Annotated in this window: 11 protein-coding genes; 6 read left to right on the top strand and 5 right to left on the bottom strand. The window is 65.8% G+C overall.

Annotation, left to right across the window (positions count from 1 at the left end; genetic code table 11):
* Positions 1–50 precede the first annotated feature (50 nt).
* Positions 51–476, bottom strand: coding sequence for a DUF3052 domain-containing protein (locus ACFC4D_RS34190; protein ID WP_364638242.1), 426 nt, complete (start codon positions 474–476; stop codon positions 51–53).
* A gap of 126 nt (positions 477–602) precedes the next feature.
* Positions 603–1160, bottom strand: coding sequence for a hypothetical protein (locus tag ACFC4D_RS34195; RefSeq protein ID WP_364638245.1), 558 nt, complete (start codon positions 1158–1160; stop codon positions 603–605).
* 211 nt (positions 1161–1371) lie between these two features.
* Here ACFC4D_RS34195 and aceE point away from each other — a divergent pair, with 211 nt between their 5' ends.
* The 6 genes from aceE to ACFC4D_RS34225 all read left to right on the top strand — a co-directional run bounded on the left by aceE (position 1372) and on the right by ACFC4D_RS34225 (position 9896).
* The gene (aceE, locus tag ACFC4D_RS34200) at positions 1372–4245 is read left to right on the top strand and encodes a pyruvate dehydrogenase (acetyl-transferring), homodimeric type (protein ID WP_376069782.1); all 2874 of its coding nucleotides are present in this window, start codon (positions 1372–1374) and stop codon (positions 4243–4245) included.
* A 45-nt stretch (positions 4246–4290) separates the two neighbouring features.
* The gene (locus ACFC4D_RS34205; protein ID WP_364640355.1) at positions 4291–5589 is read left to right on the top strand and encodes a helix-turn-helix domain-containing protein; all 1299 of its coding nucleotides are present in this window, start codon (positions 4291–4293) and stop codon (positions 5587–5589) included.
* 127 nt (positions 5590–5716) lie between these two features.
* Positions 5717–6631, top strand: a complete 915-nt coding sequence (locus ACFC4D_RS34210) for an ACP S-malonyltransferase (RefSeq protein WP_376069396.1) — start codon at positions 5717–5719, stop codon at positions 6629–6631.
* A gap of 105 nt (positions 6632–6736) precedes the next feature.
* Positions 6737–7036: a meromycolate extension acyl carrier protein AcpM gene (gene acpM, locus ACFC4D_RS34215; protein WP_364638251.1), complete on the top strand. Its 300-nt coding sequence runs from the start codon at positions 6737–6739 to the stop codon at positions 7034–7036.
* A gap of 10 nt (positions 7037–7046) precedes the next feature.
* Positions 7047–8297: a KasA/KasB family beta-ketoacyl-ACP synthase gene (locus ACFC4D_RS34220; RefSeq protein WP_375968375.1), complete on the top strand. Its 1251-nt coding sequence runs from the start codon at positions 7047–7049 to the stop codon at positions 8295–8297.
* Between the two features lie 168 nt (positions 8298–8465).
* Positions 8466–9896, top strand: coding sequence for a carboxyl transferase domain-containing protein (locus ACFC4D_RS34225; protein WP_364638257.1), 1431 nt, complete (start codon positions 8466–8468; stop codon positions 9894–9896).
* A gap of 107 nt (positions 9897–10003) precedes the next feature.
* Here the strand turns inward: ACFC4D_RS34225 and ACFC4D_RS34230 are convergent, their stop codons facing one another.
* From ACFC4D_RS34230 to ACFC4D_RS34240, 3 genes are all read right to left on the bottom strand, one after another.
* Positions 10004–11395 carry an FAD-binding oxidoreductase gene (locus ACFC4D_RS34230; RefSeq protein WP_376069399.1) on the bottom strand — a complete coding sequence of 464 codons (1392 nt, stop codon included), beginning with the start codon at positions 11393–11395 and terminating at the stop codon, positions 10004–10006.
* Between the two features lie 258 nt (positions 11396–11653).
* Positions 11654–12067 (bottom strand): hypothetical protein, encoded by a 414-nt coding sequence (locus ACFC4D_RS34235; RefSeq protein WP_375968377.1) that lies wholly within the window; start codon positions 12065–12067, stop codon positions 11654–11656.
* A gap of 65 nt (positions 12068–12132) precedes the next feature.
* Entirely contained in the window at positions 12133–12666 is a 534-nt protein-coding gene (locus ACFC4D_RS34240) for a DUF3145 domain-containing protein (RefSeq protein WP_364638265.1), read from the bottom strand.
* Between the last annotated feature and the right edge of the window lie 54 nt (positions 12667–12720).

A 12720-nucleotide genomic window follows, 5' to 3' on the forward strand; every position in this document is an offset into this window, starting at 1 on the left:
GCCACGACATGTGACACGCCGTCCATTCGAAGACCTTAGCGAAGACGCGGTCAGCGCTGCTTCGAGGGCGTCTTGGGTTGTACCAGGCGGCTTCCCGACCAGTCGTTGCCCAGGCTGATCGACGAGGTTTGGGTCAGGCCCGCCGGAGATGCGGACTCGGCGATTTCCGCCGGATCCACATGGCCACTATGGCCGGTCTTGGGTGTCAAGACCCAGACGATGCCGTCATCGGCCAGCGGGGTGATCACGTTGAGGAGTTCGTCGACCAAGTCGCCGTCTCCATCCCGCCACCACAAAAGCACGACGTCGACGACCTCATCGGTGTCTTCGTCGAGCATTTCGGACCCGATGGCCTCTTCAACGGCGGCCCGCAGGCCGTCGTCGGTATCCTCGTCCCAGCCCAGTTCCTGAATCACCATTCCGTGAGTAATGCCAAGCTTCTGAGCGTAGTTCTGCGCGTCCGCCGCGGCGACCACGGTGGCGTCCTCCTCAACTCCAGACAATAGGTAGATGCAAGCGAACATGGTTATGGCCCGTAGCGCAAGCTGATCGGCCGAATTCGCACCCTAAATGTCGTATGTGAGACCTCACGCCCACCCGGATCACCGTGCCGGGCAAGCGTTCCGGACCGCGTTCAAAGCATCGTTGACCTTGTGACTCGCGTCATTGAGCGGTCCCACCGACGAGCTGTTCGTCATTTTTCGAACTTCCGCGGCCAATCCGCGCGCCGCGCCGATGTAATCGGTGAACTTCTGCGCCAGATCGGCCGCCAGGTCCGCACCGGACGCGGTCACCCGCCCCTCGACCGTCTTCGCCGCATCGTCCAAAGCGTTCGCAGCGGCCTCCCGCTTATCGGCCTGGTCGGCGGTCTGCCCGTCGTGCGCGTCCACGAAATCGTTGTAGCGATCCACAGCGGTGCCCGTGGTAGCGCGGAACGGATCGCAGTTATCGGTCACCGCCTTCGCCTGCGCGGCGGCGGCTTTCGACGCCGCGGCCGCCGTCGACGATGCCGCGGCCTCGGCCTTGTACGAGGTCGCATCCGCCTGATTCACCGTCGCTGTACCCTCGACGGTGCTGGCGCAACCTGCGACAACAAGCCCCAGCCCGACCGTGACGGTCGCACATGCCAATCCGAACCCACGCGGGTTCAGCAGCTTCATCGTCTCCCCGTTCCTGCCTGAGCCGGTTCCCTGGAGAACGGTACTGGATCGTCTGCTGACATGATGAGCTGGGACGCATCATGCACAAGGATGTGAGATGCGCCCCAAACCAATCGTTACGGGTATGCCGCACACCAGCGACTGCCCGGGTGAATGACGCCTATCAGATGTCCCACCCTGTGTACGAGGAGCAATCGTCTTGACCGACCTGATGCACCCCAATCCTTCGTCGAGTCCCACAAACGGCACGGCACGAAATCGCCCGGCGGGGGGCCGGGTCCGAGTGATCCGCGAGGGGGTGGCGTCATACCTTCCGGACATTGATCCGGAGGAGACCAGCGAATGGCTGGACAGCTTCGATGAAATGCTCGAGCGTGAAGGACCGGGTCGCGCCCGCTACCTCATGCTGCGGATGCTGGAGCGTGCCGGCGAACGCCACGTCGCGATCCCCGCGCTGACTTCGACCGACTATGTGAACACCATCCCCACCGAGAACGAGCCCTGGTTCCCCGGCGACGAGGAAACCGAACGCCGCTTCCGCGCCTACATCCGCTGGAACGCCGCGGTCATGGTGCACCGCGCCCAGCGCCCCGGAATCGGTGTGGGCGGCCATATTTCGACCTACGCGTCGTCATCGGCCCTGTACGAGGTGGGTTTCAACCACTTCTTCCGCGGTAAGGATCATCCCGGCGGCGGCGACCAGGTCTACATCCAGGGCCACGCCTCCCCCGGTATCTACGCGCGCGCCTTCCTCGAGGGCCGCCTCACCGAAGACCAGATGGACGGGTTCCGCCAGGAGTACTCCCACGGCGGCCCCGGAGCCGGTCTCTCGTCCTACCCGCATCCGCGACTCATGCCGGACTTCTGGGAATTCCCCACGGTCTCCATGGGTTTGGGCCCGATGAACGCCATCTACCAGGCGCGTTTCAATCACTACCTGCACGATCGCGGTATCAAGGACACCTCAGATCAGCACGTATGGGCCTTCCTCGGCGACGGCGAGATGGACGAGCCGGAATCGCGCGGCCTCATCCAGGTCGCCGCGAACGAGGGCCTGGACAACCTGACCTTCGTCATCAACGCCAACCTGCAGCGCCTGGACGGCCCGGTGCGCGGTAACGGCAAGATCATTCAGGAACTGGAGTCGTTCTTCCGCGGCGCCGGCTGGAATGTCATCAAGGTGGTCTGGGGCCGCGAGTGGGACTCGCTACTCCAAGCCGACCGCGACGGTGCGCTGGTCAACCTGATGAACACCACCCCCGACGGCGACTACCAGACGTACAAGGCCAATGACGGCGCGTACGTGCGCGAACACTTCTTCGGCCGCGACCCGCGCACCAAGGAGCTGGTGAAGGGCCTGTCCGACAGTCAGGTCTGGAACCTCAAGCGCGGCGGCCACGACTACCGCAAGATCTACGCGGCGTACGCGGCGGCCATGGCGCACAAGGGCCAGCCGACGGTCATCATCGCCAAGACGATCAAGGGCTACGGCCTGGGCAAGCACTTCGAGGCTCGCAATGCCACGCACCAGATGAAGAAGATGACGCTGGACGACCTCAAGTCGTTCCGCGATGTGCAGCGCATTCCGATCACCGATGAGCAGCTCGAGGCCAATCCGTATCTGCCGCCGTACTACCACCCCGGTATGGACGCGCCGGAGATCCAGTACATGATGGGCCGCCGTAAGCAGCTGGGCGGTTTCGTGCCCGAGAGGCGTACTGCAGCAAAGCCTCTGCAACTTCCGGGCGATGAGGCCTACCGTTCGGTCCGCAAGGGCTCGGGCAAGCAGAGCGTGGCCACCACGATGGCCTTCGTGCGCCTCATGAAGGAACTGTTGCGGGACAAGGAAATCGGCAAGCGCATCGTGCCGATCATCCCCGACGAGGCCCGTACCTTCGGTATGGACTCGTGGTTCCCTTCGTTGAAGATCTACAACCGCAACGGTCAGCTGTACACATCGGTCGACGCCGAATTGATGCTTGCCTACAAAGAGTCGAGTATCGGCCAGATTCTGCACGAGGGCATCAACGAGGCCGGATCGACCGCGTCCTTCACGGCCGTGGGCACCTCGTACAGTACGCACGGCGAGCCGATGATCCCGCTGTACATCTTCTACTCGATGTTCGGTTTCCAGCGCACCGGGGACGGTCTGTGGGCCGCCGCGGATCAGATGGCGCGCGGATTCGTGCTCGGAGCAACCGCCGGGCGAACCACGCTGACCGGAGAGGGCCTGCAGCACAACGACGGTCACTCACTGCTGCTGGCGTCGACCAATCCGGCGTGTGTCCCGTACGACCCGGCCTTCGCCTTCGAAATCGCCCATATCGTGCGAGATGGCTTGCGCCGCATGTACGGCGGCGGCGTCGGCGTCACCGGATATCAAGAAGCCTTGCCGGGCACCGATCCCGAAGCGCATTCGGAGCATCGCGACTTCGGCGGCGAGGACATCTTCTACTACATCACCCTCTACAACGAGCCGCAGTCACAGCCGGCCGAGCCGGAGAACCTGGATGTGGAGGGCCTGCTCAAGGGCATCTACCTCTACAAGCGCGGTGGTGAGGGCGCGGTGCGCGCCCAGATCCTGGTCGCGGGCGTCACCATGCCCGACGGCCTGCGCGCCCAGGAGATGCTGGCCGAGGAGTGGGGCGTACAGGCGGACGTCTGGTCCGTGACCTCCTGGGGTGAGCTGCGAAAAGAGGCTCTCGCCAAGGAGATCCAGAAGTTGCGGCATCCGGACACCGATCCGGGCCAGCCGTACATCACCCAGGCGCTCGGACAGGCCGAGGGCCCGTTCGTGGCCGCCTCGGACTGGATGCGCGCGGTACCGGATCAGATCCGCCAGTGGGTACCGGGCAAGTTCATCTCGCTCGGCACGGACGGTTTCGGCTTCTCCGACACCCGCCCGGCAGCCCGCCGCGTCTTCAACGTGGATGCCGCATCGATCGTGGTAGCGGCCCTTTCCGGGCTCGCCGAGGCCGGAAAGATCGACCGCGCCAAGCTGATCGAGGCAGCCGCCAAATACCGCATCGACGATGTGAACGCCGCGCCGAAGGCGGCACCCGGTAGTGAAGGTGGCGACGCATAACGCACGATTAACACCGTGGAACGTAAACCGCCGAGGCCGCGCCGGATCAACGAAGGCTCCTCCGAACACGAGGTCTACCTTCCGACCGGCGCGCTCTCGCCGAACCGCCAGACCCGAGATCCCCTACCGGACACGCTGCTCAAGCGGGTAAAACAGTTCTCGGGCCGACTCTCCACCGAGGCCGTGTCCTCGATGCAGGAGCGGTTGCCGTTCTTCGCCAATCTGGATGCCGCGCAACGCGCCGGCGTCCAGATGCTGGTGCAGACCGCGGTGGTGAACTTCCTGGAGTGGCTGCAGGATCCGGAGAGCGATATCAGGTTCAGCCTGGACGCTTTCCAGGTCATCCCGGACGATCTGGCGCGGCGGCTGACGCTGCGCCAGACCGTCGACATGGTCCGCGTGGCCATGGAATTCTTCGAACAGTGGCTGCCCGCGCTGGCGCGCAACGACCGGCAGCTGGTGGCATTGACCGAGGCGGTGCTGCGATACGGCCGTGAGCTGGGCTTCGCGGCCGCCTCTGTGTACGCCAGCGCGGCGGAATCACGCGGTGCGTGGGATACCCGGCTGGAAGCGCTGGTCGTGGACGCGGTGGTGCGCGGCGATACCGGTCCCGAAATGCTCTCCCGCGCCGCGACTCTCAACTGGGATGCCACCGCACCGGCGACGGTGCTGGTCGGCACGCCCCCCAAAGATCAAGTGGCCGTGGTCGGTTCGGTGCATTCGGTGGCCGCCCGGCACGGCCGCAATGCCCTGGCCGTAGTACAGGGTTCACGCCTGGTCATGGTGGTCAGCGGCCATCTGGGCGACACCATGTATCCCTCGCCCTTCCTCGCCGACCTGCTCAGCGAGGCTTTCTCGGACGGTCCGGTGGTCATCGGCCCGACCACCCGCACGCTGTCGGTCGCACATATAAGTTCTGTCGAGGCGATGGCCGGTATGGAGGCCGTGGTGGGCTGGCGCAGCGCGCCACGCCCGGTGCACGCGACCGAACTTCTGCCCGAGCGTGCGCTTTTGGGAGATCGTGCCGCGGTAACCGCCCTCAACGAGCTGCTTGTGTTACCGTTGGCCGCCGCTGCGGGCGAGCTGTCCAATACCTTGGACGCCTACCTGGACTGCGGCGGTGCTGTAGAGACTTGCGCACGGCAACTGTTCGTTCATCCAAATACCGTCCGCTATCGGTTGAAGCGAATCGCCGACATCACGGGACGTGATCCGATGAACCCGCGCGATGCCTACGTGTTACGAATCGCGTCCACGATAGGTCGCCTGACGCGAATCCGTAACGAATCGCCTACTTCGGCCCCAGATGTAACCCCCGTCACAGAACCTAAAGATGGGATGTAACGCGTCTGGGGAATCGGACGATCCGACCAACCCACGTGCCCTTTTGTAGACTCCTCACAAAAGACTCCGGCAAGCTTCATTCGCGCCGACATCTCGTGAGATGGGCACCACAGTGTTTTCTAGAGACGTGATCGCAGTGTTCGCCCCAGGACAGGGCTCTCAGACACCCGGCATGCTCACCCCTTGGCTCGAACTGCCCGGCGCGGCCGATCGAATCGCGCTGTGGTCGAAGGCTTCGGGACTGGACCTGCTGCGGTTGGGTACCACGGCGACCGCCGAGGAGATCACCGATACCGCGGTGACTCAGCCTCTGGTGGTCGCGGCAGCACTTCTGGCCTTCGCGGAAATCCCCACGGATTCGCTTCCCGCGGATACCATCGTCGCCGGACACTCGGTAGGCGAACTTGCCGCCGCCGCCATCGCGGGGATCATCTCCTCCGATGACGCGGTAGCACTGGCCGCTCTCCGCGGTGCGGAGATGGCCAAGGCTTGCGCACTCGAGCCGACCGGTATGTCCGCGGTGCTCGGCGGTGACGAAGCCGTCGTGCTCGCCCGGCTCGACGAACTCGGCCTGATCCCGGCCAACCGCAACGCGGTCGGTCAGATCGTGGCGGCGGGTAAGCTGGACGCGCTCGCAGAGCTTGCGAGCAACCCGCCCGAAAAGGCGCGCGTCCGAGCCCTTCCCGTCGCAGGCGCTTTCCACACCGCGTTCATGGCACCCGCCCAGGACGCAGTGGCAGCGGCCATCGCCAAGATCGCTCCCGGTGAGCCGATCCGGACCCTGCTGTCGAACTTCGACGGTAAGCCGGTGAGCTCCGGACAGGATGCGGTCGATAAGCTCGCTGCCCAGGTCACGCGCCCCGTGCGCTGGGATCTGTGCACCGAAACCGTTCGCGCGGCAGGTGTTTCCGCGGTGGCAGAGCTGCCACCGGCCGGCACCCTGGTCGGCATCGCCAAGCGGGAGCTCAAGGGCACCCCGAATCTGGCGCTGAAGACTCCCGCGGACATCCCCGCGCTGGCCGAACTCACCACCACGGGCTAGCTTGACTCGCGGCTCGCTTCGTCAACGGCGACGAAGGCAAACGAGCCGCAAGCACGAAAACCAAAAAATCGACCCACTACAGGAATCAAGAAGGGAGCCACCACAGTGGCCGCTCTGACCCAGGAACAGATCGTCGAAGAGCTCGGCAAGATCATCGAAGAGGTGACCGGTATCGAGCCCTCCGAGGTGACCATCGAGAAGTCCTTCGTCGACGACCTGGACATCGACTCCCTGTCGATGGTCGAGATCGCCGTTCAGACCGAGGACAAGTACGGCGTCAAGATCCCGGACGAGGATCTTGCCAGCCTGAAGACCGTCGGCGACGCCGTCTCCTACATCCAGAAGCTGGAGGCCGAGAACGCCGACGCCGCTGCGGAGCTCAAGTCCAAGTTCGGAAACGAGTAGGACCGCAACTGTGACCACTCCTTCCACCTTGAACGGGAACTTCCCCAACGTTGTCGTCACGAGCATGGCGGCGACCACGTCGATCGCCGGTGACGTCGATGCGACGTGGAAGGGACTCCTCAACGGCGAGAGCGGCATTGACGTTCTCGAGGACGACTTCATCGAGGAGTACGACCTTCCGGTTCGCATCGGCGGACACCTGAAGGTGTCGCCGGACACGCTGCTCAGCCGGGTCGAGATCCGCCGTATGGCGTATGTCGAGCGGCTGGCGACCGTCCTCGGTCGCGAAGTCTGGAAGAACGCCGGCTCCCCCGAGGTCGACCCGCTGCGCCTCGGCGTCGCGATCGGCACCGGCCTCGGTGGCGGCGACGCGCTCATCGATTCGGTCGACAAGCTGAAGAACGGTGGCTATCGCAAGATCTCGCCGCTGGCTGTTCAGATGGTCATGCCGAATGGTCCCTCCGCCGTTGTCGGTCTCGAGCTCAAGGCCCGGGCAGGAGTGATCACTCCGGTCTCGGCGTGCTCGTCGGGTTCGGAAGCCATCGCCAACGCGTGGCGGATGATCGTCATGGGTGACGCCGATATGGTCGTCACCGGTGGCGTCGAAGGCTTCATCGATTCGGTGCCGATCGCGGCCTTCTCGATGATGCGTGCGATGAGCACTCGCAACGACGATCCGAAGGGCGCTTCGCGTCCGTTCGACAAGGATCGTGACGGCTTCGTCTTCGGCGAAGCGGGCGCACTCATGGTCGTCGAGACCGAGGAGAGCGCCAAGGCTCGTGGTGCGACCATCCACGCCCGGTTGATGGGCGCGGGCATCACTTCGGACGGCTTCCACCTGGTGGCGCCGGATCCGGAGGGCACGGGTGCCGGTCGGGCCATGCAGCGCGCGATGCAGACGGCGGGTCTGTCCCCCAAGGACATCACCCACGTCAACGCGCACGCGACTGCCACCCCCATCGGTGACACCGCGGAGAAGAACGCGATTCACAAGGCTGGCGTTGCCCATGCCTCGGTCTACGCACCCAAGTCCGCCCTGGGCCACTCGATCGGCGCCGTCGGCGCGCTCGAGTCGGTACTCACGGTCCTCAGCATCCGGGACGGCATCGTCCCTCCGACGCTGAATCTGGAGAACCAGGATCCGGAGATCGACCTGGATGTCGTGCACGGCGAAGCTCGTCGTCAGGACATCGAGTACGCGATCAACAACTCTTTCGGTTTCGGTGGGCACAATGTCGCGCTCGCCTTCGGCCGGTACTGACGCACCAACTGGTGCACCGATAACTCGGCACCGCAGCGCCGGTTTGTAAGACAAGTGGTCCCGGCGGGGATTCGGATGCGATCCCGCACCCGAATCCCCCCGGGACTTCGACATTTTCGCAGCCGCTCTCAGGCGACCGCACTTCCTTAATCAAGAGGAGAGTATGCGATGACCATCATGGCTCCGGCTCATGCCGACACCGCGCTCGATCCCCGCGACCCGCTGGGTCGATTGCAGCGCTTCTTCGATCCCGGGACCGTGCTCCCGCTGCATCCCCGTGACAAGTCCGGCGTACTCGCCGCCATGGGTGAGGTCGATGGCGTTCGCACCGTCGCCTACTGCTCCGACGCGACCGTCATGGGCGGTGCGATGGGTGTGGAGGGTTGCAAGCACATCGTCGACGCGATCGATACCGCGATCGACTCCAAGATTCCCGTTGTCGGCATCTGGCATTCGGGCGGCGCCCGGCTCGCCGAAGGTGTCGAGGCCCTGCACGCCGTCGGACTGGTCTTCGAGGCCATGGTTCGCGCGTCCGGTCTCGTCCCGCAGATTTCCGTGGTGCTCGGCTTCGCCGCCGGTGGCGCCGCGTACGGTCCCGCACTCACCGATATCGTGATCATGGCCCCCGAGGGCCGTGTCTTCGTCACCGGTCCCGACGTGGTCAAGAGCGTCACCGGCGAGAACGTGGATATGGCGACTCTGGGCGGGCCGGTCACGCACGGCAAGAAGTCGGGTGTGTGCCATATCGTCGCCAATGACGAGGCCGATGCGCTGCATCGCGGGCGTCGGCTGGTGTCGATGTTCGCCGAGCAGGGCGAGTTCGATCTGGTCGCCGCCGCGCACGGCGATGTCGATCTGAAGGCCATGCTGCCCGCGTCGGCCAAGCGCGCCTACGACGTGAAGCCGATCGTGCACGAGCTGCTCGACAATGTCGACGGCGAAAGCTCTTTCGAAGAATTGCAGGGCGGGTACGCGCGGTCGATCGTGACCGGTCTGGGCCGTCTCGGCGGGCGCACCGTGGGTGTGCTGGCCAACAACCCGATCCGCATGGGCGGCTGCCTGAACTCCGAAAGTGCCGAGAAGGCAGCGCGTTTCGTGCGCCTGTGCAACTCGTTCGGCATTCCGCTGGTGGTCGTCACCGATGTGCCCGGCTACCTGCCCGGTGTGTCGATGGAGTGGGAGGGCGTGGTCCGCCGCGGCGCGAAGCTGCTGCACGCGTTCGCCGAAGCCCGCGTCCCGCGCGTCACCCTGGTGACCCGGAAGATCTACGGCGGCGCGTACATCGCGATGAACGCCCGCTCGCTCGGCGCCACCGCCGTATATGCCTGGCCCGGTTCCGAAGTCGCCGTCATGGGCGCCAAGGCCGCCGTCGGCATCCTGCACAAGCGCGCCATCGCCGCCGCTCCGGAGGAGGAGCGCGAGGCCCTGATCGAGCGCCTGACCGTCGAGCACGAGCAGATCGCGGGCGGCGTGGAACGCGCCGTGGCGATCGGCGTGGTGGACGAGGTCATCGATCCGAGCAAGACCCGCTCGATCATCGCCGCCGCACTGGCCGCGGCCCCGTCCCGCCCGAGCCACCTGAAGAATATCCCGCTGTAGGGATTCGCACGTAAAGCCCTGCGGGGCACAGTAAATGGGCGGCCTCCCCGGAGGCCGCCCATTTTCGTATCCGCACCAGCGCAGGCCGCTATGACACCGCGACCGGATCAGGCCGGGCGGATGTTGGCGTTGTGGTGCAGGATGTTGTCCGGGTCCCAGGTGGTTTTGAGGGTGGCGAGGCGGGAGTACTTGTCGCCGTAGGTGTCTCGGATGCGCTGTTGGTCGTCGTCGACGAGGAAGTTGATGTAGCCGGCGTCGGAGCGGGCGTGTGGGAGCAGGGCGTCCCAGGTGTCGCGGACCCAGGCGCGTTCGGCGTCGAAATCGGCGGGGTCGGGGCACAGGGCGCTGAGGTTCACCGCCCAGCAGGGTTGCCGGGAGCCGCCGAATGCCGTTGCGTCATCGGCTGTTTCGGAGTAGCGGCCGCGCAGCGGGAAGATGGGGGCGATGGTGAGGGGGGATTTGCGCCGGGGGAAGCGGGCCACCAGTTGGGCGATCACCTCGGCGTTGAGATCGTCTATGTAGAGCGACTTCTCGTAGGCGGGCAAACCGCGCGGGGCGGCATCGTCGAACATCTGCTGGAGCGCGGTGTACGGGATGGGGGTGACCAGTTCCCAGGCGGGGGCCGGTGCCGCCGCGCGCAGGGGTGCGACCACCTCGGCCAGTTCCTCGGGAGTGCCGAAACCTACTACGGCAGTGACGAATCCGGGCTGGCCCTGATACTGCTCGGGGACGAACGGCAGCGGCGGAGAGCTGACGGCCAGCAGTGCGCCGGTGTATCCGTCGGGCAGGGTCTGCATGCGCTCGACGCCCGCCGCGAGTCCCGCCTCCCCGTCCGCGGGGGTCCAGTAGAGCATGGTGAGCTGGGCCAGCGGCGGCAGATCATGCAGGGCGAAGGTGAATTCGGTGACGATGCCGAAATTGCCGCCGCCACCGCGGATCGCCCAGTGCAGGTCCGGATTCTCATCGGCGGAGGCCGTGACGATATGACCGTCGGCGGTCACCACCTGTGCGGAAATCACACTGTCACAGGACAATCCGCAGCGCGCGGTGAGCCAGCCCATACCGCCGCCGAGGGTGAGCCCGCCGACGCCGGTATCGCTGATGAAGCCGCCGGTGACCGCGAGCGCATGCTCGGCCGTCGCCGCGTCGACCTGTGCCCAGGTGGCCCCGCCGCCGACGCGGGCGGTCTTGGTTGCCGGATCGACGGTGACATTCGCGAGCGCACCGAGATCGATGAGCATGGCGTCATCGGCGACCGCGTGCCCGGCGTAATTGTGTCCTCCACCGCGCACGGTGAGATCCAGTCCGTGCCGCCGCGCGTGCAGCAGCGCCCTCGCCACGCCCGCGGCGGACGCGGGCTGCACGATGACCGCCGGTCGGCGGTCGAAACTTCCACTCCATACCTGCCGTGCCGCATCGTATTCGGCGTCTTTCGGGGTGATCACCACGCCGTCGATGGTGGCCCGCAGCCCTTCGATATCGAATCCAGCCGTAGTCACAGTGCCGCTCCCTCGCGTACCGCGTCAGGTTCGCCGGGGGTGAGGACCGGGGTGCGTGGCGTAATCGCACCCCGCGCGGTCTCCACCGTCGCCCGGCACTGACGTGTGTCTGTCGCCACACCAGCACTACGGGCGTGCGGGGGGCGAAGTTCATCGCGCACGATGCGGTCGGGCGAGAGGGCTCGAAAGGGTGGATCCCGGCCAAAAGCACGCCGGGATGACGGTGGGCCACCCGCCCATGACCGGGACCGAGATTATCTACGAGAGCATGCGCACCTTGTCGGCGGATTCGTTCTGGCTGGCGCACTCCTGGAACGGATTCGGATCGCCTTGGCGCTCACCGCATACCCAGCGCATATCGGCCACCTCGATGGCCACGTCCCCCTCGGACTTCTTGGTCCGCTCCTGCACATAGCTGGTGGCCACGGACAGCGCCGTGGGGCAGAAATCCGCCCCCTTGGTGGTGAAGGTGACCACGGCGAGCCCATTGGGCCCGGAGCCGCATTGCACGACCTCCTGCCCGGGGAGCGGCTGGGCCGCCATCGCGGGAACGGTGGTGGGTTTGGCCGCGCTGGTGACCGCGGCCGAACTGTCGCCGTCCCCGCACGCGGTCAGCGTGAGCGTCGTGGCGGCGAGTGCCGCGACGGCCAGCGGACCCAGGATTCCTCGCACCGCAATCTCCTTATCGCACAGAACCGATGATTACTGTCGGGCGTGTCGTGCGGCGGAGGCGACCGTCAGCCGACGTCGCGGCGCAGCCAGGTGACCTCCGCGCCCTCACCGCCGAGGCGGAAGGGTTCGAGGGCATCGTCCCATGCCGTGCCCAGTGCGCGATCGATCTCGGCGGCAATGTCATTGGCGGATCCGCGGCCGCGTTCGCGTGCCTCGGCGACTATCGAGCGCAGTCGCATCTCCCCCACCATGACATCGCCGCTGGCACCGGTCGCGCCGTGCCAGAGGCCGAGGCCGGGCACGAAGCTGTAGCGCTCACCGTCGACCCCTTCGCTGGGATCCTCGGTGACCTCGAAGGCTAGGACGGGCCAATCTCGCAATGCTCCAGCTAACCGTCCACCGGTACCGACTGGCCCGTACCAATCGGTGGTCGCCCGCAAATTTCCGGGGGCCGCGGGCTGTGCGGTCCAACGGAGTTTCGCGGGCGCCTTCAAGGTGGAGGTGAGCGTCCATTCGATATGCGGGCACAGCGCCGCCGGCGACGAATGAATGTAGACCACACCAGACGTCGCGTCGGCGAACTGACTCGTTCCGCGCACCACTAACACCTCCGGCTTCGACGGGGACGTCTTCCCCAACGACCCGCTCCAGCC

The sequence above is a fragment of the Nocardia sp. NPDC056000 genome (genome assembly GCF_042269265.1).
Lineage (GTDB): Bacteria > Actinomycetota > Actinomycetes > Mycobacteriales > Mycobacteriaceae > Nocardia.